Source organism: Tsukamurella ocularis (assembly GCF_024807615.1).
GTDB lineage: Bacteria > Actinomycetota > Actinomycetes > Mycobacteriales > Mycobacteriaceae > Tsukamurella > Tsukamurella ocularis.
Genome location: NZ_JANUCJ010000005.1, coordinates 28,346 through 54,169, shown reverse-complemented (window position 1 = coordinate 54,169; position 25,824 = coordinate 28,346). Strand labels below are relative to the sequence as shown.

Genomic DNA, 25,824 nt, shown 5'->3' with positions numbered 1-25,824 from the left:
GGGCCAGTGGGCTCCGGGGCTCGGATCAGCTGCCGCCGAGGACGACCCCCTCGCGGCGTGGATCGACGCCACCCTCGTACACCTCGCCCTGCTTGACGATCGCGGAGAGCCCCGACACCTGTGGCGCGAGGTTCAGCTGGTGTCCGAGCGCTCGGAGTTGCTCGACGACCTTGCGCCCCTCGTCGGTGTTCAGCGTCGGGTGCGCGCTGTCCACGTTCGTCTTCGCCGTGTTCGCCGCGCCGAAGTTCGCGAGGCCGACGGCCTGCTGCGGGTTCAGCTTCCAGTCGGTGAGGCCGATGATCGTCTTGATGACGTACTGGATGATGACCGCGCCGCCGGGGGAGCCGAGCGCGCCGATCGCCTCGCCGCGCGCACCGTTCGCGCCGCGGCCGAAGAGGATGGTCGGCGACATCGAGCTGCGCGGGCGCTTGTTCGGCTGTACCCGGTTCGCCACCGGTAGGCCCGCGGAGTCGGCGGGCTCTGCGGAGAAGTCGGTGAGCTGGTTGTTCAGCAGGAAGCCGTCGACCATGCGGTACGAGCCGAAGGCCGACTCGATCGTGGTGGTCATCGACGCGACGTTGCCGGCCTTGTCGAGCACCGTGATGTGGCTGGTGCCGTGCTCGGGCGTCGTCGTGACGCCCGGTGTGGCGGTGGCGAACTCGCCGGGCTTCGCTGTGCCCATGGTCTTGTTCCGGTCGATGAGCTTCGCGCGGCCCGCCAGGTACGCCGGGTCGACGAGCGCTGCCGGCGAGCCTCCGGGCAGCGGGATGAAGTCGGGATCGGCGATGTACTTGTCGCGGTCCGCGTAGGCGAGGCGCTCGGCCTCGGAGATCAGGTGGATGGCCTCCGCGGTGGGGATGCCGCCGTCGGGCCCCGGATCGCCGCCGTGCACCGCGGCGGGACCGAGGTTCGACAGATCGAAGGAGTTGAGGATGCCGAGCGCCTGCGCCACCGTGATCCCGCCCGACGAGGGTGCGGGCATGCCGCACAGCTCGCGGTCGCGATAGGGCGTGCACACCGCCTCGCGGGTCTTCACCGCGTACTGCTCGAGGTCCTGCACGGTCATCGTGCCGGCGGTGCGGCCGCCGGTCGTATCGCGCACGGAGGCGACGATCGCCTCGGCGATCGGCCCGGTGTAGAAGGCCTTGGCGCCCTCGGAGGCAATGGCGCCCAGGGTCTTCGCGTACGCCGGGTTGGTGAGCTTGACGCCGGCCTTCTTCGGCGCACCGTCGGGCTCGAGGAAGTAGGCCCGCAGGTCCGCGTCGTTGGCGAAGTTCTTCGCTTCGTCGGCGATCGCGCCGGCCAGGCGCGGGCTGATCTCGAAGCCGTCGTCGGCGATCCTCACCGCGGGGTCGAAGAGCTCGCGCCAGGTCTTGCTGCCGTGCTCGCCGTGGACGGCCTCCAACAGTCGCAGCGCGCCGGGCACGCCGACGGCGCGGCCGGACGAGCGGGCGTCGGGCTTGGGCTCCGTCCGGTCCTCGGGGGAGACCCACCGGAGGTAGTTCTCGTCGGCGCTCGCGGGTGCGGTCTCGCGGCCGTCGTACGCCTGCACCTTCTTCGACTTCGCGTCGTAGTACAGCAGGAAGGCGCCGCCGGCGATTCCGGAGGACTGCGGCTCGACGAGGCCGAGCACCGTCTGCGCCGCCACGAGGGCGTCGGCCGCACTCCCGCCCTGCGCGAGCACCTCGCAGGCGGCTTTCGTGGCGATCGGGTTCGCGGTGGCGACGCCGTAGTCCTTGGTGTGCGTGACGGGCAGGCCGGACCGGTACCCGGACGCGCCCTCCGGGTTGGTGCTGATGTCGCGCGGCCCGGTCGGCGACGCCGTGGCCGAGGGCCGGTACATCGTGCCCGTCGGGCTGGCGGCGTCGCATCCGCCCGCCGCGATCGTCACGGACGACGGTCCGCCGGACGGTCCGCCATCCGAACCGGAAGTACCGCACGCCGTGAGCGCGAGGGGAATGACGACTGCGGCCGCGGCCGCCGACCTGAGACGGAGCATGACGTCCTCCACGAGAATCGGGTCATCGAAACCTAGCACCGGCCCATGAGCCGCGCGAAGGGTTCGCCGAGACGTCAGCGGTAGGAGGCGTCGGGCACCATCGGCGGGCAGGCACTGCCCGGGGACGTGGCGAGTTCGAAGTGCCACCACTCATTGTCGAAGGTGCGGCACAGGCCCCACCGGTTCCCGTTCGCCTGCAGCCATGCCGCGCCGCGCCATGGGCCGACGTCGACCGCCTCGCCGGCGACGTGCGGGGACTCGGCGGGCGGGAGCACCCAGCGGCGCGCCGCCGCGGGGGAGCCGTACCGGGCGAGCCCGTCCTCCCACAGCCACTGCTGTTGGCTCCACGAGCGTTTGCCGGACGTGATGCTGAGCACCACACCGTTCGCGGCGGCGGCGCGGTACGCCGCCGAGTAGGCCTCCGCGAGGGCCGGATCGAGACCCGCGGTGCCGGGCGCCGTGTCCGCCGACGCCGCGGGAGCCACCAGCACGGACGCCGCCACGGCGAGGGCTGCGGCGGTCAGGGTGGCGGTACGGGGGACGGACACGACGATGACTCTAGGCGGTCGGCGGTCGCGAGTGGACGGCCCGCCGAGACCACCGCGGGAAGCTGCTGCGGTGGCTAGGCTGGAGCAGTACCGACGAGCCAGGAGGAGGGTCCGTGCGCCCGACCGGGAATCCGGACGACCGAGCCGAGGAACGGACCGTCGGCGAACACCGCAGCGACGGTCCCATGGACGTGCTCCTGGTGACCGGCCTGTCCGGGGCCGGCCGCGGCACGGCGGCCAAGGTCCTCGAAGATCTCGGCTGGTACGTCGCCGACAACCTGCCGCCCGCGCTGATCAGCAACATGGTCGACATTTCGCTGGCCGACGAGTCGCGGATCCACCGGCTGTGCATCGTGACCGACGTGCGCAGCCGCACCTTCACCGGTGACTTCGCGAACATCCGGCGGGAGTTGGCGGAGAAGGATATCGAGCCCCGCGTACTGTTCCTCGACGCCTCCGACGAGACCCTCATCCGCCGGTTCGAGCAGGTGCGTCGTAAGCACCCGCTGCAGGGCAGCGGCACGCTCGCCGAGGGCATCGCCGCGGAGCGCCGGATCCTGCAGCCCATCCGGTCGACCGCCGACCTGGTGCTGGACACCTCGACGCTCTCGGTCGCCCGGCTGCGCGAGACGATCGAGAACTCTTTCCGGACGCTGCGCTCGGGCACGATCACCGTCACCGTCGAGTCCTTCGGCTTCAAGAACGGCATCCTGCTGGACGCGGACATGGTGCTGGACGTGCGCTTCCTCCCGAACCCGTTCTGGGTGCCCGAGCTGCGTCCGCTCAACGGTTTGACCGAGGAGGTCTCGGGGTACGTGCTGGGGCAGCCCGGCGCGTCCGATTTCCTCGACACCTACGCGCAGCTGCTCGACCCGCTGCTCGCCGGCTATCGGCGCGAGGGCAAGACCTACCTCACGGTGGGCATCGGCTGTACCGGCGGCAAGCACCGCAGCGTCGCGATGACCGAGGAGCTGGTGCGCCGGCTCGCGGGCCGGCCGGGCATCGAAGTCCGTGCCGCGCACCGGGATCTGGGGCTCGAATGACGGCCTTGAAACTGGCCTCCCTCGGCGGTGGCCACGGTCTGTTCGCGACCCTGCGCGCGGGTCGCGCCCTCGGTGCGGAGATCACCGCCATCGTGACCGTCGCCGACGACGGCGGATCCTCGGGCCGGCTGCGGAGCGAGCTCGGCATCATCCCGCCCGGCGACCTGCGCATGGCGCTGGCGGCTCTCATGCCGGACGACGACCGCGGCGAGTTCTGGGCCGGGATCCTGCAGCACCGTTTCGGCGGCGGCGGCGCGATGGCCGGACACCCCGTCGGGAACCTACTGCTGGCCGGGCTGTGCGAGGTCCTGGGCGACCCCGTCGACGCCCTGGACGCGATCGCCGACCGGTTCGGCGTCCAGGGCCGGGTGCTGCCGATGGTGCCGGGGCCCTTGCGGATCGAAGCCGATGTGACCGGGCTCGAGGACGACCCGCGGCTGTCGCGCGTGATCCGCGGGCAGGTCGCCGTGGCCGTGACGCCGGGGCAGGTGCGCCGCGTCCGGCTGCTGCCCGCGCATCCCGAGGCGTGCGCCGACGCGGTCGAGGCCATCCTCGCCGCCGACGTCGTGACGCTCGGCCCCGGCTCGTGGTTCAGCTCCGTCATCCCGCACGTCCTCGTGCCCGAGCAGATGGACGCGCTGCGGCGTACGTCGGCCCGGCGGGTACTGATCCTGAACCTGGCACCCGAGCCCGAGGAGACGGGGGGCTACTCGCCCGAGCGACACCTGCACGTGCTCGCCGCCCACGCCGACGGGTTGCGCTTCGACGACGTCCTCGTCGACGCCCGGACAGTGCCCCCGGGCACCGAGCGCGAGCACCTCATCCGCGCCACCGCGCTCCTCGGTGCGACGCCCCACTTCGTGGACGTCGGCATGCCCGGGACGCACCAGCACGACCCCGAGGCACTGGCAGCCGCGATCGCGAAAGTGGCCTACAGTGAACTCTCGGACCGCGAATAGTCAACCTTTTCCTTTCCCATCCGATGTAGTCGACATTTTCCCTAGGAGGGTCCAGCTGTGGCGCTGACATCCCAGGTCAAGGACGAGCTGAGCCGGCTCTCCATCACCCAGGTGAGCGCGCGCCGCGCCGAGGTCGCCTCGTTGCTGCGCTTCGCGGGGGGCCTCCACATCCAGGGCGGCCGGGTGATCGTCGAGGCCGAGGTCGACACGGGGATCACCGCCCGGCGGCTCCGCAAGGAGATCCTCGACCTGTACGGCTACAACTCGGACGTGCACGTGCTCAGCGCGGGCGGCCTGCGCAAGGCAGCGCGCTACATCGTCCGCGTGGTCAAGGATGGGGAAGCGCTCGCCCGGCAGACAGGTCTGCTCGACATGCGCGGCCGGCCGGTCGTCGGGCTGCCCTCGCAGATCGTCGGCGGCTCGGTGCACGACGCCGAGGCCGCGTGGCGCGGTGCCTTCCTGGCGCACGGCTCGCTCACCGAGCCCGGCCGCTCGAGCGCGCTCGAGGTCTCGTGCCCGGGCCCCGAGGTGGCACTCGCCCTCGTCGGCTGCGCGCGCCGGCTCGGCGTCACCGCCAAGGCCCGCGAGGTGCGCGGCGCCGACCGCGTCGTCGTCCGCGACGGCGAGGCCATCGGCGCGCTGCTCACCCGCATGGGTGCCAACGACACGCGCCTCGTCTGGGAGGAGCGCCGTATGCGGCGCGAGGTCCGGGCGACGGCTAACCGGCTCGCGAACTTCGACGACGCCAATCTCCGTCGCTCCGCCCGGGCCGCCGTCGCGGCCGCGGCGCGCGTCGAGCGGGCACTCGAGATCCTGGGCCCCGACGTGCCCGACCACCTGGCGCAGGCGGGCTCGCTGCGCGTGCAGCACCGTCAGGCCTCGCTCGAGGAACTGGGGCAGCTCGCCGACCCGCCCATGACCAAGGACGCCGTCGCCGGACGGATCCGCCGCCTGCTGTCCATGGCGGACAAGCGCGCCGCCACCGACGGGGTGCCCGACACCGAGTCCGCTGTCACCGCGGACATGCTCGACGAGGGCTGAGCGTCTCGGTAACGCCGAGCGGCGGGGGTGTTCCGGGGCTACCGTTGACGGGCAGGTATTCCTGACCCGAAGGAGCACTACAGTGACGGTTCGCGTAGGTGTCAACGGATTCGGTCGGATCGGCCGCAACTTCTTCCGGGCGGTCGCCGCCCAGAAGGCCCTGGGGACCACGGACGTGGAGATCGTGGCGGTCAACGACCTGACCGACAACGCCATGCTCGCCCATCTTCTCAAGTTCGACTCCATCCTCGGCCGTCTCGACGCGGACGTCGTTGCCGACGGCGACACGATCCGTGTGGGCGATCAGGTGATCAAGGCGCTCGAGGTCCGCGAGGGGCCGTCGGCGCTGCCCTGGGGCGACCTCGGCGTCGACGTGGTGATCGAGTCGACGGGCATCTTCACCGCCCGCGACAAGGCGCAGGGTCACCTGGACTCCGGAGCCAAGAAAGTGATCGTCTCGGCGCCCGCGGCCGGCGCCGACCTCACCGTGGTGATGGGCGTCAACGACGACAAGTACGACGGCAGCCAGCACGTCATCTCCAACGCCTCGTGCACGACGAACTGCCTCGGCCCGCTGGCGAAGGTGGTCAACGACGAGTTCGGCATCGTCAAAGGTCTGATGACCACGGTCCACGCGTACACGCAGGACCAGAACCTGCAGGACGGCCCGCACAAAGACCCGCGCCGCGCCCGCGCCGCCGCGATCAACGTGGTGCCCACCTCGACGGGAGCGGCAAAGGCGATCGGGCTTGTGCTGCCCGAGCTGGAGGGCAAGCTCGACGGCTACGCGCTGCGGGTGCCGATCCCCACGGGCTCGGTCACCGACCTCACCGTGCAACTCGCGAACAAGGCGAGCGTCGAGGAGATCAACGCCGCGATGAAGGCCGCGGCCGAGGGGAAGCTCAGGGGCATCCTCAAGTACTACGACGCCCCGATCGTCTCGTCGGACATCGTCACCGACCCGCACAGCTCACTCTTCGACGCGGGTTTGACCAAGGTGATCGACGATCAGGCTAAGGTCGTGTCCTGGTATGACAACGAATGGGGCTACAGCAATCGCCTCGTCGACGTGACTGATCTGGTAGGTAAATCGCTCTGATGACCGTTTCCACTCTTTCCGACCTGCTGTCCGAGGGCGTCGAGGGACGCACCGTGCTCGTCCGCAGCGACCTCAACGTGCCGCTCGACGATGCCGGCGTGATCACCGACGCCGGTCGCATCATCGCCTCGGTGCCCACGCTCAAGGCGCTCGCCGAGGCCGGGGCCAAGGTGATCGTCACCGCGCACCTCGGCCGCCCGAAGGGCGCACCCGACCCGAAGTTCTCGCTCGCGCCCGTCGCGAAGGAGCTGGGGGAGCGGCTGGGCCGCAACGTCCAGCTCGCGGGCGACGTGGTGGGCCAGGACGCGCTCGCGCGCGCCGAGGGCCTCACCGACGGTGATGTCCTCCTCCTCGAGAACGTGCGCTTCGACCCGCGCGAGACCAGCAAGGACGACGCCGAGCGCGAGGCGCTCGCCCGCGACCTCGCCGAGCTCGTCGACGTCTCCTCGCACGCAGGCGAGGGCGCCTTCGTCTCCGACGGCTTCGGCGTCGTGCACCGCAAGCAGGCCTCCGTCTTCGACGTCGCGAAGCTGCTCCCGGCCTACGCCGGCGGCCTCGTCGACGCCGAGGTCACGGTGCTGGCGCAGCTGACCGAGAACCCGTCGCGGCCCTACGCCGTGGTGCTCGGCGGCTCCAAGGTCTCCGACAAGCTGGGCGTGATCCGCGCGCTGGCCCCCAAGGTCGACACCCTGGTGATCGGCGGCGGCATGGCCTTCACCTTCCTCGCCGCGCAGGGCTACTCCGTGGGCACCTCGCTGCTGCAGGAGGACCAGATCGAGACCTGCAAGCAGCTGCTGGAGGAGTTCGGCGACGTGCTGCACCTGCCGGTCGACGTCGTGGTCGCCGACGCCTTCGCCGCCGACGCCGCGTCGAAGACGGTGGCCGCCGACGCCATCGAGGACGGCTGGATGGGCCTCGACATCGGCCCCGAGTCCGCCCAGCGCTTCGGCGCCGTGCTCACCCAGGCCAAGACGGTGTTCTGGAACGGCCCCATGGGCGTCTTCGAGTTCCCGGCCTTCGCGGCCGGCACGAAGGCTGTCGCCGAGTCGGTCATCAAGGCCACGAGCAACGGCGCCTTCACCGTGGTGGGCGGCGGTGACTCGGCCGCGGCCGTGCGCACGCTGGGCCTCGACGAGGACGGCTTCAGCCACATCTCCACCGGTGGCGGCGCCTCGCTGGAGTACCTCGAGGGCAAGGAGCTCCCGGGGCTGAAGGTCCTCGAAAGGGGTGACGCATGAGCCGTAAGCCGCTCATCGCCGGCAACTGGAAGATGAACCTCAACCACCTCGAAGCGATCGCGGTGGTGCAGAAGCTGGCCTTCGCGTTGCCGGACAAGTACTTCGCGCACGTCGACGTGACGGTGATCCCGCCGTTCACCGACCTGCGCTCGGTGCAGACGGCCGTCGACGGCGACGACCTGAAGATCACCTACGGCGCGCAGGACCTCTCGCCGCACGACTCCGGCGCCTACACGGGCGACATCTCCGGCGCCTTCCTCGCCAAGCTCGGGTGCACCTACGTGGTGGTCGGGCACAGCGAACGCCGCACCATCCACGGCGAGACGAACGAGATCGTGCTCGCCAAGACCACGGCGGCGCTGCGGCACGGCCTGACCCCGATCGTCTGCATCGGCGAGGGCCTCGACATCCGCGAGCAGGGCACCCAGGTCGAGTACAACGTCGAGCAGCTCAAGGGTTCGCTCGCCGGGCTGACCGCCGAGGAGCTGTCCAAGACGGTCATCGCGTACGAGCCCGTCTGGGCGATCGGCACCGGCAAGGTCGCGACCCCGCAGGACGCGCAGGAGGTGTGCGCCGCGGTGCGGGCCACCATCGCCGAGCTCGGCGGCGCCGAGGTGGCCGCGGGGATCCGCGTGCTCTACGGCGGCTCGGTGTCCAGCAAGAACGTGGGCGAGCTCGTCGCGCAGCCCGACGTGGACGGCGGCCTCGTGGGCGGCGCCTCGCTCAAGCCCGACGAGTTCGCCGCGCTCAGCGCCATCGCCGCGGGCGGGCCGCTCTGATCCGGAGCGGGCCGCTGTTGGCCGCCACGCCCGCCACGCCCTGAACGACCGACGTCGACCGGAAGGTACACTGGATCCTCGTGGAAACATTGCAGCTGGTGCTGAAGATCGCCATCCTCGTGCTGAGCCTGCTGCTGGTGGTGCTCGTCCTGCTCCACCGCGGTAAGGGTGGCGGCCTGTCGTCGCTGTTCGGCGGCGGTGTGCAGTCGTCACTCTCGGGCTCCTCGGTGGTGGAGAAGAACCTCGACCGGGTGACGATCTTCGTCGGCATCATCTGGACGGTGTGCATCGTCGGCGTCACGCTGAGCATCAAGCTGACGTCCTAGACGTCGCCCCGAAGACTTCGGCGAGGCGCCTCGAACCCGCAGGGTTCGGGGCGCCTTCGTCGTTGGCGGGGGTGCCGCCGGGCAGGGCGCCCATATGAGCGCTGGCCTCGAAATCTGAGCAGGCGGTAGGAATACTGCCCAGCATGACCAGTGAGCCGGCGCGCGCCGCCACCGAACCCCTCCGTGACGACATCCGGCTGCTGGGCGGGATCCTCGGCGACACCATCCGCGAGCAGGCCGGGCCGCAGATCTTCGACCTCGTCGAACGCGCCCGGCAGGAGTCCTTCGCCGTGCGCCGCTCCGAACTGGACCGCGAGCAGCTCGCCGCGCTGTTCTCCGACGTCCCGACCGGCGAGGCGATCCCGGTCATCCGCGCCTTCTCGCACTTCGCGCTGCTCGCCAACCTCGCCGAGGACCTGCACCGCGAGCGCCGGCGCGCCATCCACGTCCGCGCGGGAGAGCCGCCGCAGGCCTCGTCCCTCGCGCATACCTATGGCCTCCTGGAGGACGCGGGCCTTGACGGTGCCGACGTCGCCGCGGCGCTCCGGCACGCGCTCGTCGTGCCCGTGATCACCGCCCACCCGACCGAGACCCGGCGGCGCACCGTCTTCGACACCCAGCACCGGATCACCGAGCTCATGCGCTACCGCGACCGGACCCAGCTGGATGCGCGCGAGGAGGAGCAGACCCAGGTCGCGCTCCGGCGCCAGATCCTCACCCTGTGGGACACCGCGCTGGTGCGGCTCGAGCGGCTGCGCATCCAGGACGAGATCGAGAACGGCCTGCGGTACTTCGATTCCGCCTTCCTGCAGGTGATGCCCGCGATCAACCGAGAGGCCCGGATCCGACTGCGCGAGCTGTACCCCGGGACGAACCTGTTGTCCGAGCCCATCGTGCGCCCCGGATCGTGGATCGGCGGCGACCGCGACGGCAACCCGTACGTCACCGACGAGGTGGTCACCATGGCCTCGCGGCGGGCCGCCGCCACCGCCATCGGGCACTACCTGCGCGAGCTGCTGCAACTGGAGCAGGAGCTCGCGCTCAGCTCCCGCCTCACGACCGTCGCCGACGAGCTGCTGGCCCTTGCCGCTTGGGACGATTCTCCGCGCCGCGCCGACGAGCCCTACCGACGCGCGCTGCACGGCATCCGCGGCCGCCTCACCGCCACGGCGGACGGGCTGCTCGACGAGCAGCTGGACGCGCGCACCGACATCGGGGCCGAGCCCTACGGCGGACCGTCGGAGCTGCTCGCTGACCTGAGTGTCGTGGACGCCTCCCTGCGGGCCGGCGGCGACGGCCTCATTGCCGACGACCGCCTGCAGTCGCTGCGGGAGGCCGTGAACACCTTCGGCTTCCACCTCTCAGGCCTCGACATGCGGCAGAACTCCGACGTGCACGAGGAGACCGTCGCGGAGCTCTTCGCGTGGGCCGGCGTGCACGCCGACTACGCGGCCCTTGACGAGGAGGACCGGGTGCGCCTGCTCACCGCCGAACTCCGCCTGCGGCGGCCGCTCGTGGGACCGGGCGCGGAGTTCTCCGACCAGACGGCGAAGGAGCTCGGCGTGCTCCGGGCCGCGGCGCGCGCCGTGGAATCCCTCGGCGCCAAGGCGATCCCGAACTACATCATCTCGATGTGCACCTCTGTCTCCGACCTGCTCGAGGCCGCGGTGCTGCTCAAGGAGGCGGGGCTACTGCGCCCCGACACCGACGGCGGCGCCGACTGCCCGGTCAACATCGTCCCGCTCTTCGAGACGATCGAGGATCTGCAACAAGGCGCGGCGACGATGCGCGCCGCGTTCGCCGTGCCGGCCTATCGCTCGCTGGTCGACGGCAAGGGCGGGCTGCAGGAGATCATGCTGGGCTACAGCGATTCCAACAAGGACGGCGGCTACCTCGCGGCCAACTGGGCGCTGTACCGCGCCGAGCTGGACCTCGTTGCGATGGCGCGGGACGCCGGGATCACGCTGCGGCTCTTCCACGGCCGCGGTGGCACCGTCGGGCGCGGCGGCGGGCCGAGCTACGACGCGATCCTCGCGCAGCCCCCGGGCGCTGTCCGCGGCTCGCTGCGGCTCACCGAGCAGGGCGAGATCATCGCCGCCAAGTACGCCGAACCCGCACTGGCCGTGCGGAACCTGGAGTCCCTGGTGGCGGCGACGCTGGAGTCCTCGCTGCTGGACGTCGAGGGCCTCGGCGACGACGCGGAGGACGCGTACGCGGTGCTCGATGAGCTCGCCGCCCTCGCGCGCGACGCCTACGGCGACCTCGTGCACCGCACCGAGGGCTTCGTCGAGTACTTCACGACCGCGACGCCCGTGGGGGAGATCGGCTCGCTGAACATCGGCTCGCGGCCCAGCTCGCGGAAGCAGACGTCGAAGATCTCCGACCTGCGCGCCATCCCGTGGGTGATGGCGTGGTCGCTGTCGCGGGTCATGCTGCCGGGCTTCTACGGCACGGGAACGGCGTTCGAGACGTGGATCGGGGGAGACCCGGCCCGCCTGGACCGGCTGCGGGACCTGTACCGGCGGTGGCCCTTCTTCCGGTCGGTGCTCTCCAACATGGCGCAGGTCCTCGCCAAGTCCGACCTGGGCCTGGCGGCCCGCTACGCGGATCTCGTGCCGGACCCGGCGCTGCGCGAGCGCGTCTTCGGCAAGATCGCCGACGAGCACCGCCGCACCATCGAGATGTACTTCGCGATCGCCGAGACCGACGACCTGCTCGCCGACAACCACGCCCTCAAACGCTCCGTCTTCAACCGGTTCCCCTACCTCGAGCCGCTCAATCACCTGCAGGTGGAGTTGTTGCGTCGGTACCGTGCGGGCGACGAGGATCCGCTGGTCCAGCGCGGCATCCTGCTGACCATGAACGGCCTCGCGACGGCGCTGCGCAACTCGGGCTAGCGTCTCCGCCCCAGGGCGGAGGACGGGGGCGCCGCGCGGCGGTACTGTCGGCCGCATGACTGACGTAGTGGTGCAGGACGAACGGGCGACGGTACTGACCTTCCTCGCCGATATGCAGGACGGTCGGGCGGAGGAGGCGGTCGCCGCCTTCGACGAGGACGTGGTTTACACGAACGTGGGCCTCGCGACCCTGCGCGGGCGCAACCGCGCGGGCCGGGTGATCCGGTTGCTCGCGCAGCCGGCCCTCGGCTTCGGCGTGGAGGTCACCTCCATCTCGTCCGACGGTGCCGTCGTCCTCACTGAGCGCATCGATGAGCTTCGGGTGGGCTCGCTGCGCGTGCGGTTCTGGGTGTGTGGACGGTTCGACGTCCACGACGGCCGGATCGTGCTGTGGCGCGACTACTTCGACAACCTTGATATCGCCAAGGGTGTCGTGCGCGGTGTGCTCGCGCTGGTGATCCCGGCCGCGCAGCGGAAGCTGTCGCCGCTCCAGCGCTGAGACGTCAGTTCTCGCTCGTGTGCGGATCTCACCGCGGATGTCGGCCTTGTGGTTGCCCCCGAGCCCGACGCCGAGCAGGTAAGGGGAGCCCGACTCGTAGCGCGGGGCGACAGACGACCGGATGCGTCGGTCCCCGACCGACGGCTGCGCCCGGGTGTCATCCGAACGGATGACACCCGGGCGCCGGGGATCTCGTGTGCTCAGAGCGTGCGCGCGATGATCTCCTTCATGATCTCGTTCGTGCCCGCGTAGATCATGTTCACCCGGTTGTCGACGAAGAACCGCGCAGCGGGGTACTCGGCCATGTAGCCATAGCCGCCGAAGAGCTGCATCATTTCGCTGGCCGCGTGCTGGGCGCGGTCCGAGGTCCACCACTTGGCCATGGCGACCGTCGGGATGTCGAGCTCGCCCTTGATGTGCTTCTCGATGCAGTCGTCCACGAAGATGCGGGCGATCGTGGTCTCGGTGTGCACCTCGGCGAGCTTGAACTTGGTGTTCTGGAAGCCGAAGACGGGCCGGCCGAACGCCTCCCGCTCCTTGGTGTAGCGGAGGGTCTCCTCGAAGATGACCTCCATGCCGGCGACGCACGCCTGGCCGATGATGAGGCGCTCCTGGGGCAGCTGCTGCATGAGCTGGTAGAAGCCCTGGCCCTCTTCGGTGCCGAGCAGGTTCGCGACGGGCACGTGGACGTCGTCGAAGAAGAGCTCGGACGTGTCCTGTCCCTTCTGGCCGATCTTGTTGAGGATGTTGCCCTTGCGGAAGCCCTCGCGGTCGGCCTCGACCAGGATCAGCGAGATGCCGGCGGCGCCCTCGTCGGGGTTGGTCTTGCAGACTAGGACCACGATATCGGCCTGCTGGCCGTTGGTGATGAACGTCTTGCTGCCGTTGATCACGTACTCGTCGCCGGTCTTGATGGCACGGGTCTTCACGCTCTGCAGGTCCGAGCCGGTGCCCGGCTCGGTCATCGCGATGGCGCCCACGGCCTCGCCTGAGGCCATCTTCGGCAGCCAGGTCCGCTTCTGCTCCTCGGTGCCGTACGCGAGGATGTAGTGCGCGACGATGCCGTTGTGCAGCGAGACGCCCCAGCTGGTGTCGACGGCCTGCGCCTGCGCGGCGATGAGCACCGCCTCGTGCCGGAAGTCGCCGCCACCGCCCCCGTACTCCTCGGGGATGGATAGGCACAGCAGGCCGAGCTCGCCGGCCTTGTTCCACAGGTCGCGATCGACGTGGTGCTGCTCGGCGAACTTCTCGATGTTGGGGGTGAGTTCCTTGGACAGGAACTTGTCCGCGAGGTCGCGGAGGGCGTCGAGCTCGTCGTTCATCCAGCTCGAGCGGCGGCGTGCGGCCATTGGGGTGACCACCTTTCTGCGGAGGGTTGCCGCACCACTTAATCAGAACCGGATCGACGAAAACAAGCACGGGTGCAGGATTTGATGCTGACCTGCAGGCCGACGACGCCTACGGGTAGTCCACTTTCAGGCCGTTCACCAGAGAAGTAAGCATCTGCGGCAGCGATGCGATCGGCCGGTGGGACTGCATCTGCACCTCGTACGGGGTGCGGAAGGTCCGCTCGAGTGACGCCCAGTCGTTCCTGAACGTCCATTGGTACTTCGGGACCAGTTGCTCGGTGATGTAGTCCCAGCGCTCGGAGAAGACGGACCAGTTCCAACTCGGCAGTGGCAGAGTGACCACGGCCCGCTTCCCGTTCTGCGCGATCACGGTGTACCGCACCGGGCGGTACTCGCGTAGCGGGATCACGCCGGCGACGGACGGCGATCCCGCCACGGTCGACAGGTAGGTGATGGCCTCACCCACGTCGCCTTTGTACCGTCGAACCTGGTCCCATTGCGCGCCGATGTTGTCCCGCTGCTCGCGACGCAGCAGGGCCGCGTTGCCCGCCGTGATACGCGCTTCGTCGCCCGAGGCCACGTCGCGCCACGCCGCCATGATCGCGTCATCGAACAGGCCCGCTCGGTGCATCTCCTCCAGTGCCGCAATGCCCTTCTCGGAGTAGGCGATGTGCATGGGCATCAGGTCGGAGTAGATGTTCTTCTGCATGACCAGGATCATCCCGATACTCCAGTTCAGATCCTGCGGGGTGATCGTTCGCGCGGCGCGCAGCAATGCGGCCATCCCCGTGGGTAGGAGCGAGATCGCCTGCGGCCCGAGCCTGTCAGTGAGCACCTTGTCGATCTCGTTGACGGCGCCTTGGAGCCCGGGGAGGCTGAACGCCGCACCCGCCATCTCGAAGTCCAGGAGGCCTCCTCCGAAGTCGGCGCCCACCTGTCCGCCCTGGCCCGCCCACCGCAGTTCGCGGTGTTGTAACTGGAGCTGCTCGTACAGCGCGTAGGACTTGTTGAGGTTGTCGTAGTTCGCGCCGACTCCTGCGCGGGGATTCCAGGCGGCGAGGTCGATGCCGGCACGCTCGGTCGACCGCACGAGCCAGTACTGCTGCAGCAGTGTGGCGTAGCGCTTCGCCGGAGTTCCCGCGCGCCGTGCGTCGCCGAGCGCGCGTGTGAGGGGTGCCAGGGTCGTGGGCAGGGCGGGGTTCAGTCCGCCGGGAGCAGTCGAGGCGTCGCGGTTCGTCATCGTCATATCCAGATACGACGGTGCCGCGCTCACGGCGGGCACGGACGGGATGGCGAGTGCGCCGGCCAGCGCTACGGCGCTCGCCGCGAGCACTCCACGTAGCCGTCGAGCGGGGGGCGCGATGGCGCGAGTATTGCGCATGATGAGTGATGCCATGGACGCATCATTGCATCTGTACACTCACCGAAATGACGTTGGGTATTGGATCGCAAAAATCGCCTAAGCTCGGGCAGGCCCCGTCGCGTCTCCCGCGATTCGTGGTCGCGGTCGTTGCGCTGTGCGTGACAGCCACGACGATGGCGCCGGCGGCCTTCGCCGAGCCGGCCACGCCCACCGCTCCGCCCGTCGAGCCCTCGACACCGAGCCTCGAGAAGGTGTTCAACGGCTACGTCGCGGGTGCATTGACGTCGGCACGACCGGGATCGCCGGAGGAGATCTTCACAGCGCTCACTGAGGACGATCCCTTCTACATGGAGCCCGCGCTGAAGGATTCCGATCGGCCCGGCACGCTTCTCAAGGCGATGAAGGTCGACGTGATGTTCACGGGAGTGAAGCCGGGGCGCCTCGACGCCTGGCGCACCATGTACGTCACCACAGGGATCGACGGCACCTCACGGCGGATCTCGACCGGCATCGTGATGATTCCGCAGACAGGGAACCCGAACCGGGAGAAGTCGATCATCGGCTATCAAGAGGCGAACGACTCCGTCGGCTGGGGCTGCCACCCCAGCACGCAGTGGACAGGCAAGAATCCGATCGACGGCGCCTCGTGGTCGGCGCTCGGACCGCTCGCTCTGATGCTCGGCAATGGCGATGCAGTCGCGATCAGCGACGTCGGCAACGATGCCGACCGAACGCCGCATGGCGTCTTCGCCAGCAAGTTCGCAGGCCACGCGCTCCTCGACGGTGTCAGAGCGGCGCAGAAGCTCACGGAGGCGGGCCTGTCGAAGGACGCGCCGGTCGGCCTGTTCGGGATTGCGGGCGGCGGTGTCGGTGCTGCGACCGCCGCTACGGCGGCGAAGCAGTACGCCCCTGACCTCCGGGTCAAGGCGACGGTGCTCGAGGGCATGGTGGTGGACCAGCGCACGTTCATGAAGACCTCGACAGGTTCCCTCGGAGCGGGTTTCGCGTTCGCGACACTCCTCGGTCTCGAGCCGGAGTACCCCGAGATGAAAGTCGACGAGCAGCTCAATCCCGTGGGTAAGGCGATCGCCGACATCTTCCGTACCCAATGCCAGTCGGTGTACTTCGCCATGCCCTTCGTGCCGCTCGGAGCTCTGTTCCGCAACGGTCAGACCCCGGATCTGCAGCCGACCTTCCAGCGCGCGTTCGACGACAACGACCTGTTGACAGCGAGCGGCCCCACGCCTGCCGCACCCGTCCTGATCACGTCGTGCGCCAAGGACGACTCCTTCATGTCCCTGGTTCCCGCCGAGGACGCGCGCAAGCTCACCACAACGTGGCGTCGAGGCGGAACGGACGTCTCCTACCGCCCCACGGACTGCAGCATGAGCAAGATGATCACAGACCTCTACGGGTGGGGGACCGACCTGTTCGGGATGCAGACCATCAGCTGGCTGCACGACCGTCTGTCCCGATAGCCGCATTCGAGCAATCGTGCTGGACGAGGGTGGCAACGATCGCATCTGCTTGTCCGCGCGCGGTGTCGTTGCGATGACAATTGTTCGGCTTCGGGGGCTTTCGTTGGCTATGGAGAGTCTCCTACCTGCGGGAACAGAAAGTCGGAACCGATCATGGAGCCGGTGCGTCTAATTGATGCGGAGGAAAAACCAACGAGATCGGGGGAACGAGTTGGAGACGACACCGCAGGTCTGGACGGACGTCGCTCACGCGGAGAAGACGTTCGAGCAGGCGCACGAGGTCCGTGAGCGATTGGCCCGAGTTTCGGGCAGCGGGACGGCCGCACGGGGGGACGTGCGGGTCACCGTCGGGATGGGGGGACGGCTCGCGGGGGTGGTGATCGCGGGACGCGCGATGGAGTACTCGGGGGAGGCTCTGAGCGCGGAGATCATGACGGCGGCCTCCCTGGCCGAGAAGGCAGCGGCCAGGGAGGTCCACTCGATCGCCACCGAGTTCTATCCGGAGCTCGACTTCTGGGATCAGTACACGGGGGAGGCCGAGCGGTGACGGATTGTGTGATCACGCCGGCCACCGCTGTCGCTCATGAGAATGCTCTGACCACGATCGCGACGACCGTCAGTGCCGCCGGGACGACGTCGGCGTCGAACCGGGTGGGCGACGGTGACTACGGCGCCCTCTTCGGATGGCTGGCCACCCGGGTGAACAACGCTCTCGACGACCTCACGGAATCGGTCTCCACGCATGGCGGCGAACTCGAGACGCACCGTGCCGAGTTCCGGCGAAACATCATGGTGAACCAGGAGACGGATCGGGGCGGCGCGACCGCGCTGACGGAAACCGGGCGACGATGAGCGGCGACGGTGTGATCGGCACCGTCGGCGACGCCGTCGCCGGGATTCCGCTCGCCGAAGCCGTGGTCGACGCCGCGGAGGCCGTTGTCGAGGATCAGAGCGCGATGGGGCTGCTCGCCGCGGTCGTGAGCATCGGCTCCGAAGTGAGCAGCGCGGTGCAGGATCCGATCGGAACCTTCTTCGCCTCAGGCGTGGGCTGGGTCATCGAGGCGATCCCGGCGCTGAAGTCCTCCTTGGACGCCGTGTCCGGAGATCCGGACAAGATCGAGGACCTGAGCGAAGTGTGGACGGAGAAGGTCGCGACCCCGCTCGCCGGGGTCGCCGACGACGTACGGACCGCGTCGTCCGCGACGTCATCCGGGTGGTCGGGCGTCGACGCCGACGCCTACCGCACGGCCACGACGGCCCTTGCCGAGCACAGTGAGGCGCTCGGTACCGCGGCGCGAGCCGCCGCGACCGGCTTGAGTATCGCGGGAGCTCTCGTCGTCGAGGTCCGCAACTTCATCAGAGACGAGCTCGCGTCCCTTGCGGCGTGGGCAGCGGCGAGTTACGCGGCCGCCACGGCGACGTCGATTCCCACCGGCGGCGCTTCCGTGGTGGCAGCGACGAACACGATCCTTCTGCGCGGTGCCACCCTCGCACAGAAATTCGCCGGGGTGCTTCGCAAACTCACCACGCAGCTGGAGGCTCTCGCCGACAAGGTCTCCGCCCTCGGCACGGCCGCGCGGGCGCTGAAGCGCGCCGGCACCGGCATCGAGAACGTCGCCGCGGCGACGACGCGCGCAGTTGATGACGGAGTCGTCATCCGGACAGCGTTCCACCTCGCGGGCAACAGACCGATCTCCTCCGTCGGTGAGGCCGCAGCGTCGGCTGGCGCCAGCGGGATCAAGGCCGTGGGTGACGGTTGGACTACCTGGACCGGCACGCAGCCCGCGTGAATCACATGCGGCAGGATGGCGGGGTGACTTCCACAGCTGCACGTGACCTGGTCATCCTCGACGTCCCGGCCGAGGCGCGGGCCGCCCATGCGCGGCTCCTCGGCGCCGAAGCCGCGGAGCGCTACACCGCGGAGGGGATTGAGATCGCCATCGGCGCACCGTCGTGGGCGGGCGCCTCAGGCCTCCTCGTCGCGGCGGACGACGCTGCCCTGGCCGCGAAGCTCGCCGAACGCCGCGGGCTCACCCTGACGGACGTCAGCACCGGATTCGCCGGTGCGGCCGACGGACTCGTCCTCGGATATGCCGGTCCGACGGTACCCGGCGCCGTGCCCGGCGCGGAGATCACCGGCGTGGATCACGTCGTGCTCACATCGCCGAACCGCGACCGGATCATCGCCACCCTGTGCGGCCGGCTCGACTTCGACCTGCGCCTCGACCGGGTCCAGTCGTGGGGCGTGCACCAGCTGTTCTTCCGCCGCGGTGACCTGCTCGTCGAGGTAGTGCTGCAGGAGGGCGAGGATGTGAATCTCGCCGGCCCGGACGCCGTGTGGGGCGTGGCGTGGCGCACCGTCGACGCGGATGCGACCCGCGCCCGTCTGACCGAGCAGGGCATCACCGTGGGCGACGTGCGGCGCGGCGCGAAGCCGGGCACGCGGGTCGCAACGGTCAAGGACCCCGCGCTGGGCGTCCCGACGATCGTGATCGAGCAGTCCTAGCCGAGTCGTGACGCGGCGGCACCGTCGAGGTACCAGACGGTCTCCTCGGAGCCGTGCGCGCCGGCGCAGGGCCAGTCCTCGGGCGACGCCCCGCCGACCCCGGCGGCCACGGCCTCGGCCTTCTCGGCGCCGGAAACGAGGAGCCACACGTGGCGTGCGGCGGCGACCGCCGGCAGGGTCAGTGTGAGGCGCCGCGGCGGCGGCTTGGGGGAGTCGCCGACCGACACCACGACGGCCTTCGTCTCGCGGACGGCGTCGGTGTCAGGGAAGAGCGAGTTGATGTGGCCCTCGCCGCCCATGCCGAGCAGGTGCACGTCGAACCGCGGCGCGGTGCCCGCGCCCGCCGTGACGGCGTTGCCGCGGGCGGCGGCGTTGTCCGCCAGGCGCTTCGCGTAGACGCGGGCGGCCAGCTCGCCGTCGCCGCTGAACTCGTCCGAGGCGGGGAAGCGGTAGACGTTCGCGTCCGGAATCGGCACGTGCGCGAGCAGTGCGTCCTCGGCCTGCAGCACGTTCCGGTCGGGATCGTCGCCCGCGACGAAGCGCTCGTCGCCGAAAAAGACGTCGACGCGCGACCAGTCGATTACCTTGTCCCGCAGCGCCGCTGAGAGGGCGTTGCCGTTGGTGCCGCCGGTCAGGACGATGGAGGCGAAGCCCCGTTCGGCCTGCGCCTGCTCGATCACGGCGACGAGGTCGTCCGCGGCCGCCGCGACGAGGGCGTCAGCATCGTCGAACGTGCGGACGGTGGGCTCGGTCATCAGGGCATCTCCGATCGGTCCACGTCGGACACGCCGCCCAACGCCGTGTAGTAGATGTCGTCGTCATCGAGGCGGCGCAGCTCCTCCGCGAGGCAGTCGGCCACGTCCCGCCGGCGGATCGCGACGCGACCGTCGGGCTGGCCCGGACGCACAAGGACGGCCGTCGAGTTCTGGTCGAACTCCAGGCGCAGCGGGCCGCTCGCGCGGTCGAGCTGCACCTCGAAGCTGCCGGCGCGGCGCCGCACGGGCACGCCGAGCTGTGCCCGCAACCATCCCGCGAGCAGGTCGATGCCGGGGCTGTTCGACGGTCCCGTCACCACCGCAGACGTGATCGGCTCGAACGGCGGCTGGTCCAGCGCCGATGCGAGGAGCGCACGCCACGGGGTGATCCGCGACCAGGCCAGGTCCGAATCGCCCGGCGCGAAGCCGTCGCGGCGCCGCGCGAGCACGGCGACGGAATCGTCGGACGCGGTGGCATCGGTGATGCGGCGGGTCGCGAGCGCGCCCACCTTGTCGGCCGAGGGCACCGCGGGCGCGGCGCCGGGCCACCAGGCGACGACCGGCGTGTCCGGGAGTAGGAAGGGCACGATCACCGAGGCGCCGTGGTCGGCGAGCTCGCCGAACAGGCGCAGCACCACGACCTCCGACGCGCCGGCGTCGCCGCCGACGCGGATCTGCGCGTCGAGGCGGGTCCGCTCCGCGCGGGGGCCGCGGGCCACGACGATCACGCGGCACGGGTGCTCGCGCGACGCGGCGTTGGTGGCCTCGATGGCGCTCTCGGTGGGCTCGCCCTCCTCGGCGGAGATGATGAGCGTGAGCACGCGGCCGAGGGTGACCGCGCCGCCCGACTCGCGCAGGCGGACGAGCTGCTTCGAGACGTCCTGGGTGGAGGTGTCCGGCAGATCGAGAATCATGGGCGCCGCCACGTCCTTCCGGTCCGGTCCAGCATCTTCTCGGCCGATTCCGGGCCCCACGTCCCGGACTCGTACTCCTCGGGCCTGCCGCCCTCGGCCCACAGTGCGAGTACCGGGTCGAGGATCTTCCACGACAGCTCGACCTCGGCGTTCACCGGGAACAACGACGGCTCGCCCAGCAGCACGTCGAGGATCAGCCGTTCGTAGGCCTCGGGGGAGCTCACCGTGAAGGCCTCGCCGTAGCTGAAGTCCATGTTGACGTCGCGGACCTCCATGGAGCTGCCCGGCACCTTGGAACCGAACCGGAGGGTCACGCCCTCGTCGGGCTGCACGCGGATGACGAGCGCGTTCTGGCCCAGCTCCTCGGTCATGGTGTCGTCGAAGGGCAGGTGCGGCGCGCGCTTGAACATCAGCGCGATCTCCGTGACGCGGCGCCCCAGTCGCTTGCCGGTGCGGAGGTAGAAGGGCACGCCCGCCCACCGCCGGGAGGCGATCTCGACGGTGATCGCGGCGTAGGTCTCCGTGGTGGAGGTCTCGCTGAAGCCCTCCTCCTCGAGGAGACCCACGACCTTCTCACTACCCTGCCAGCCCGGCCCGTACTGGCCGCGCGCGGAGGTCTCTGCGAGGGGTTCGACGGGGGAGGTGGCCGAGAGCACCTTGATCTTCTCGGCCTGCAGCTCCGCCGGATGGAAGCTGGTGGGTTCCTCCATCGCGATGAGGGCCATGAGCTGCAGCAGGTGGTTCTGGATCACGTCGCGGGCAGCGCCGATGCCGTCGTAGTAGCCCGCGCGGCCCCCCAGGCCGATGTCCTCGGCCATGGTGATCTGGACGCTGTCCACGTAGTGGCTGTTCCACGTCGGTTCGAACAGCTGGTTCGCGAAGCGCAGCGCCAGGATGTTCTGCACCGTCTCCTTGCCGAGGTAGTGATCGATCCGGAAGACCGACTGCTCGGCGAAGACGTCGTTGACGACGGCGTTGAGCCTCTGCGCGGACTCGAGGTCGTGCCCGAAGGGCTTCTCGATCACCACGCGCCGCCAGCCCTCGGACTGGTCCGCCAGGCCCGAGCGCTTGAGCTGCTCGCACACCGTGGGGAAGGCGTCCGGCGGGATGGAGAGGTAGAACGCGGTGTTGCCGCCGGTGCCCCGCTCGGCGTCCAGGTCGGCCAGCGCCGTGGAGAGCCGGTCGAAGGAGTCGTCGTCATCGAAGGCGCCCTGGACGAACCGGATGCCCTCGGCCAGACGCTCCCAGACATCGTCGCGGAACTCGGTGCGCGAGTGCGCCTTCGCGGCCTCCCGGACCGTCGCAGCGAAGTCCTCGTCGGTCCACGGGCGGCGGCCGAAGCCCACCAGCGAGAAGCCGGGCGGGAGGAGGCCGCGGTTAGCGAGGTCGTACACGGCGGGCATCAGCTTGCGCCGCGACAGGTCGCCGGTGACACCGAAGATCACCAAGGACGAGGGCCCCGCGATCCTCGGTAGCCGACGGTCCTTCGGGTCCCGAAGGGGATTGCCGAGCATCATCGGGTCCCATCCGTCTGGTGTCGTTCCGTGGTCGCGGCGGCGCGCTTCGTCCAGGTCACCGGGTATTAGGCCCCGGTCTTGAGCTGCTCGGCGGTCGCGTCGAGCAGCTGCTGCCAGGCCTGCTCGAACTTCTCCACGCCCTCGGTCTCGAGGAGCTCGAAGACGGCCGACAGGTCGACGCCCGCGCCCTGCAGGTCGGCGAAGACCTGCGCCGACTCCTCCGCGCGACCGATGATCGTGCCGTCGGTGACCGTGCCGTGGTCGGCGAACGCCGCCATCGTGGCGCCGGGCATGGTGTTGACGGTGTTCGGGGCGATCAGCTCCGCGACGTACAGGGTGTCCTTGTACGCCGGGTTCTTCACGCCGGTCGACGCCCAGAGGGGGCGCTGCACGTTCGCGCCCTCGATCGCGGCGAACCGGGCCGCGCCGAAGATCTCCTCGTAGGCGGCGTAGGCCAGGCGCGCGTTGGCGAGGCCGGCCTTGCCACGCAGTGCGAGCGCCGCGTCGGTGCCGATCGCTTCGAGCCGCTTGTCGATCTCGGTGTCCACGCGGGAGACGAAGAACGAGGCGACCGAGTAGATGTCGGCCACGTTCCGGCCGGCGGCGGCCGCCGCCTCGATGCCGTCGAGGTAGGCGTCCATGACCTGGCGGTGGCGCTCCACCGAGAAGATCAGCGTCACGTTCACCGAGATGCCCTCGGCGATCACGCGGGTGATCGCGGGCAGCCCGGCGAGGGTCGCGGGGATCTTGATGAGGACGTTCGGCCGGTCGACGATCTTGTGCAGCTCGATCGCCTGGGCGACGGTGCCCTCGGTGTCGTGCGCGAGGCGCGGGTCGACCTCGATCGAGACGCGGCCGTCGACGCCGCCGGTCCGCTCGAAGACGGGGGCCAGCACGTCGCACGCCGCGCGGACGTCGTCGGTGGTGACGGTGCGGATCGTCTCGTCAACTCCGGCGCCGCGGGCGGCGAGCTCGGCGACCTGCGCCGCGTACTCGGTGCCCTTGGACAGTGCTGCCTGGAAGATCGCCGGGTTCGTGGTGACGCCGGTGACGGAGTCCGTCTCCGGGAGCTCCGCAAGCTTGCCGGACTGGATGAGGCCGCGCGAGAGGTCGTCGAGCCAGACGGAGACGCCGGCCTCGTACAGGGCGGCGAGATTCGGGTTCTGAGCCATGGTGTGCGCTATCCCTTCAGATTGGCGAGGGACTGCTCGGCCTTCTGGGCCACGTTCTCGCCGGTGAATCCGTACTTAGCGAACAGGACCTTGTCGGAGGCGGACTCGCCGAAGTGCTCGAGCGAGACGACCTCGCCGAAGCCGCCGACGATGCGCCACCAGGACTGGGCGATGCCGGCCTCGACGGCGACGCGCGCCTTCACCGACGGCGGCAGCACGCTGTCCTGGTATGCCTGGTCCTGGGCGTGGAACCACTCGACCGAGGGCATGGAGACGACGCGCGCCTTGATGTCCTTCGCAGCGAGCAGGTCGGCTGCTTGCAGGGCCAGCTGCACCTCGGAGCCGGTGCCGATGATGATCACGTCGGGGGTGGCACCGTCGGCGTCCTTGAGGACGTAACCGCCGCGCGCGACGCCCTCGGCGGACGTGCCGGGCAGGATCGGCACGCCCTGCCGGGTGAGGATCAGTCCGGTGGGGCCGTTGCCGCCCGTGCGCTCGAGGGTGGCCTTCCACGCCGCGACGGTCTCGTTCGCGTCGGCCGGGCGGACCACGTTCAGGCCCGGGATGGCGCGCAGCGCGGCGAGGTGCTCGACCGGCTGGTGCGTGGGGCCGTCCTCGCCGAGGCCGACCGAGTCGTGCGTCCACACGTAGATCGGGTCGATGTCCATGAGGGCCGCGAGCCGAACCGCAGGGCGCATGTAGTCCGCGAACTGCAGGAAGGTGCCCGCGTAGGGGCGCGTCTTCCCGTGCAGCACGATGCCGTTGAGGATCGAGCCCATCGCGTGCTCGCGGATGCCGAAGTGCAGCGTGCGGCCGTAGGGCTGCGCGTTCCAGTCCTCGGTGGAGATCGACGTGGGGCCGAAGGAGTCGGCGCCCTTGATCGTGGTGTTGTTCGAGCCGGCGAGGTCGGCGGAGCCGCCCCACAGCTCGGGCAGGGTCTGTCCGGCCGCCGCGAGGAAGGCGCCCGACGCGGCGCGGGTCGCAATGCCCTTGTCCTCGACCGTCCAGGTGGGCAGCTCGGCGTCCCAGCCCGCGGGCAGGGTGCCGGCCTCGAGCCGATCGAGCAGCGCCTTGCGCTCCGGGTTGGCGGCGGCCCACGCGTCGAAGCGCACGTTCCACGCCTCGTGCTCGGCCTGGCCGCGCTTGATCAGCTCGCGCGAGTGCGCGATGACCTCGGGGGCGACGTCGAAGCTCTTCGCCGGGTCGAAGCCCAGGATCTCCTTGACCGCGGCCACCTCGTCGGCGCCGAGCGCGGAGCCGTGCACGCCGCCGGTGTTCATCTTGTTCGGAGCGGGGAAGCCGATGATCGTGCGCACGATGATGATCGACGGCTTGTCGGTGACGGCCTTGGCGGCCGCAGTGGCCTCCTCGATCGCCGTGACGTTCTCGCCGCCCTCTACGTACTGCACGTGCCAGCCGTAGGCCTCGTACCGCTTCGCCACGTCCTCGGACAGCGCGATGTCGGTGTTGTGCTCGATGGAGATCTTGTTGTCGTCGTAGAAGAGGACGAGGTTGCCCAGTTGCTGGGTGCCCGCGAGCGAGGACGCCTCGGAGGTGACGCCCTCCTCGATGTCGCCGTCGGAGGCGATGACGTAGATGAAGTGGTCGAACGGGCTCTGGCCGGGTGCGGCCTCCGGGTCGAACAGGCCGCGCTCGTAGCGCGAGGCCATCGCCATGCCCACTGCGGACGCGAGGCCCTGGCCCAGCGGGCCGGTGGTGATCTCGACGCCCTGGGTGTGCCGGTACTCCGGGTGGCCGGGGGTCAGCGAGCCCTCGGTGCGCAGCGCCTCGAGGTCGCCCAGCTCCAGGCCGAAGCCGCCCAGATACAGCTGCGTGTAGAGCGTGAGGCTGGAATGGCCGCAGGAGAGCACGAACCGGTCGCGGCCGATCCAGTGGGTGTCCGACGGGTCGTGCACCATGAGCTTCTGGAACAGCGTGTAGGCCAGCGGAGCGAGGCTCATCGCGGTGCCGGGATGGCCGTTGCCGACCTTCTGCACCGCGTCGGCCGCCAGCACCCGGGCGGTATCCACCGCGCGCGTGTCGAGATCGGTCCAGTCGGCGGGGTGATGCGGAGTGGTGAGGGTGTGGATCTCGGCGGTGCTGGTCACGGCTGGCGGACTCTCCTGGTCGTGGGGGCGTGCGTGCTCAAGTGTGAACCCTACTCGGCGGCGATGCACGGTCTGCGGAAACTACCGGGTAGGCGACGGGTGGCCGCCGCCACGGTTCGCGGCGGCGATCCCGATTCGGCGCCGGGGAGTCGGAGGACTACCATGGCTCGTAGTAGATGGGGTCGGCGCCGGTCGCGGGCCCGCGGTGGGGCAGCTGCCACACCGCCCGCGGTC

General features: G+C 70.0%; 23 protein-coding genes. 14 read left to right on the top strand and 9 right to left on the bottom strand.

Annotated features, from left to right (window positions below):
* Positions 1–25: 25 nt before the first annotated feature.
* Positions 26–1,999, bottom strand: a complete 1,974-nt coding sequence (locus HNP44_RS19065; RefSeq protein WP_259144519.1) for a gamma-glutamyltransferase family protein — start codon at positions 1,997–1,999, stop codon at positions 26–28.
* 74 nt (positions 2,000–2,073) lie between these two features.
* Positions 2,074–2,547 (bottom strand): M15 family metallopeptidase, encoded by a 474-nt coding sequence (locus HNP44_RS19060; protein ID WP_374758809.1) that lies wholly within the window; start codon positions 2,545–2,547, stop codon positions 2,074–2,076.
* Positions 2,548–2,732: 185 nt separating this feature from the next.
* On the opposite strand from HNP44_RS19060, the gene rapZ reads away from it, so the two are divergent.
* From rapZ to HNP44_RS19015, 9 genes are all read left to right on the top strand, one after another.
* Positions 2,733–3,590 (top strand): RNase adapter RapZ, encoded by an 858-nt coding sequence (gene rapZ / locus HNP44_RS19055; RefSeq protein WP_164711730.1) that lies wholly within the window; start codon positions 2,733–2,735, stop codon positions 3,588–3,590.
* Positions 3,587–4,549 carry a gluconeogenesis factor YvcK family protein gene (locus tag HNP44_RS19050; RefSeq protein ID WP_259144520.1) on the top strand — a complete coding sequence of 321 codons (963 nt, stop codon included), beginning with the start codon at positions 3,587–3,589 and terminating at the stop codon, positions 4,547–4,549. Before rapZ ends, HNP44_RS19050 begins: the two co-directional genes overlap by 4 nt.
* Positions 4,550–4,612: 63 nt before the next feature.
* Positions 4,613–5,590 (top strand): DNA-binding protein WhiA, encoded by a 978-nt coding sequence (whiA, locus tag HNP44_RS19045; protein ID WP_259144606.1) that lies wholly within the window; start codon positions 4,613–4,615, stop codon positions 5,588–5,590.
* Positions 5,591–5,672: 82 nt separating this feature from the next.
* Positions 5,673–6,689, top strand: a complete 1,017-nt coding sequence (gene gap / locus HNP44_RS19040; protein WP_259144521.1) for a type I glyceraldehyde-3-phosphate dehydrogenase — start codon at positions 5,673–5,675, stop codon at positions 6,687–6,689.
* Positions 6,689–7,927, top strand: coding sequence for a phosphoglycerate kinase (locus tag HNP44_RS19035; protein ID WP_259144523.1), 1,239 nt, complete (start codon positions 6,689–6,691; stop codon positions 7,925–7,927). Before gap ends, HNP44_RS19035 begins: the two co-directional genes overlap by 1 nt.
* A complete protein-coding gene (gene tpiA / locus HNP44_RS19030; RefSeq protein ID WP_259144524.1) occupies positions 7,924–8,706 on the top strand; it encodes a triose-phosphate isomerase in 783 nt (260 codons plus the stop codon). Before HNP44_RS19035 ends, tpiA begins: the two co-directional genes overlap by 4 nt.
* Positions 8,707–8,795: 89 nt before the next feature.
* On the top strand, positions 8,796–9,032 hold the full coding sequence (gene secG, locus HNP44_RS19025) for a preprotein translocase subunit SecG (protein ID WP_068520767.1): 237 nt from the start codon (positions 8,796–8,798) through the stop codon (positions 9,030–9,032).
* Positions 9,033–9,175: 143 nt separating this feature from the next.
* The gene (gene ppc / locus HNP44_RS19020; protein WP_259144525.1) at positions 9,176–11,929 is read left to right on the top strand and encodes a phosphoenolpyruvate carboxylase; all 2,754 of its coding nucleotides are present in this window, start codon (positions 9,176–9,178) and stop codon (positions 11,927–11,929) included.
* A 55-nt stretch (positions 11,930–11,984) separates the two neighbouring features.
* Positions 11,985–12,428 (top strand): limonene-1,2-epoxide hydrolase family protein, encoded by a 444-nt coding sequence (locus HNP44_RS19015; protein WP_259144526.1) that lies wholly within the window; start codon positions 11,985–11,987, stop codon positions 12,426–12,428.
* A 200-nt stretch (positions 12,429–12,628) separates the two neighbouring features.
* On the opposite strand, the gene HNP44_RS19010 is transcribed toward HNP44_RS19015, so the two are convergent.
* Positions 12,629–13,777, bottom strand: a complete 1,149-nt coding sequence (locus HNP44_RS19010; protein ID WP_259144528.1) for an acyl-CoA dehydrogenase family protein — start codon at positions 13,775–13,777, stop codon at positions 12,629–12,631.
* 109 nt (positions 13,778–13,886) lie between these two features.
* Positions 13,887–15,173 (bottom strand): hypothetical protein, encoded by a 1,287-nt coding sequence (locus HNP44_RS19005; RefSeq protein WP_259144530.1) that lies wholly within the window; start codon positions 15,171–15,173, stop codon positions 13,887–13,889.
* Between the two features lie 32 nt (positions 15,174–15,205).
* On the opposite strand from HNP44_RS19005, the gene HNP44_RS19000 reads away from it, so the two are divergent.
* The 5 genes from HNP44_RS19000 to HNP44_RS18980 all read left to right on the top strand — a co-directional run bounded on the left by HNP44_RS19000 (position 15,206) and on the right by HNP44_RS18980 (position 19,124).
* On the top strand, positions 15,206–16,618 hold the full coding sequence (locus tag HNP44_RS19000; RefSeq protein ID WP_374758808.1) for a lipase family protein: 1,413 nt from the start codon (positions 15,206–15,208) through the stop codon (positions 16,616–16,618).
* Positions 16,619–16,793: 175 nt separating this feature from the next.
* Positions 16,794–17,165, top strand: coding sequence for a YbaB/EbfC family nucleoid-associated protein (locus HNP44_RS18995; protein ID WP_259144532.1), 372 nt, complete (start codon positions 16,794–16,796; stop codon positions 17,163–17,165).
* Positions 17,162–17,470 carry a hypothetical protein gene (locus tag HNP44_RS18990; protein WP_259256925.1) on the top strand — a complete coding sequence of 103 codons (309 nt, stop codon included), beginning with the start codon at positions 17,162–17,164 and terminating at the stop codon, positions 17,468–17,470. The genes HNP44_RS18995 and HNP44_RS18990 overlap by 4 nt, the downstream gene beginning before the upstream one ends.
* A complete protein-coding gene (locus HNP44_RS18985) occupies positions 17,467–18,408 on the top strand; it encodes a WXG100-like domain-containing protein (protein WP_259144536.1) in 942 nt (313 codons plus the stop codon). Before HNP44_RS18990 ends, HNP44_RS18985 begins: the two co-directional genes overlap by 4 nt.
* Positions 18,409–18,431: 23 nt before the next feature.
* Positions 18,432–19,124 carry a VOC family protein gene (locus tag HNP44_RS18980; protein ID WP_259144538.1) on the top strand — a complete coding sequence of 231 codons (693 nt, stop codon included), beginning with the start codon at positions 18,432–18,434 and terminating at the stop codon, positions 19,122–19,124.
* Here the strand turns inward: HNP44_RS18980 and pgl are convergent.
* The 5 genes from pgl to tkt form a co-directional block, all read right to left on the bottom strand.
* On the bottom strand, positions 19,121–19,879 hold the full coding sequence (pgl, locus tag HNP44_RS18975; protein WP_259144540.1) for a 6-phosphogluconolactonase: 759 nt from the start codon (positions 19,877–19,879) through the stop codon (positions 19,121–19,123). The genes HNP44_RS18980 and pgl overlap by 4 nt on opposite strands.
* Positions 19,879–20,793, bottom strand: a complete 915-nt coding sequence (opcA, locus tag HNP44_RS18970) for a glucose-6-phosphate dehydrogenase assembly protein OpcA (protein ID WP_259144541.1) — start codon at positions 20,791–20,793, stop codon at positions 19,879–19,881. Before opcA ends, pgl begins: the two co-directional genes overlap by 1 nt.
* A complete protein-coding gene (gene zwf / locus HNP44_RS18965; protein WP_259144542.1) occupies positions 20,790–22,310 on the bottom strand; it encodes a glucose-6-phosphate dehydrogenase in 1,521 nt (506 codons plus the stop codon). Before zwf ends, opcA begins: the two co-directional genes overlap by 4 nt.
* Before the next feature lie 65 nt (positions 22,311–22,375).
* Complete coding sequence (tal, locus tag HNP44_RS18960) at positions 22,376–23,482, bottom strand: transaldolase (RefSeq protein ID WP_259144543.1); 1,107 nt, start codon at positions 23,480–23,482, stop codon at positions 22,376–22,378.
* An 8-nt stretch (positions 23,483–23,490) separates the two neighbouring features.
* Positions 23,491–25,590 (bottom strand): transketolase, encoded by a 2,100-nt coding sequence (gene tkt / locus HNP44_RS18955; protein ID WP_259144544.1) that lies wholly within the window; start codon positions 25,588–25,590, stop codon positions 23,491–23,493.
* Positions 25,591–25,824: the final 234 nt, after the last annotated feature.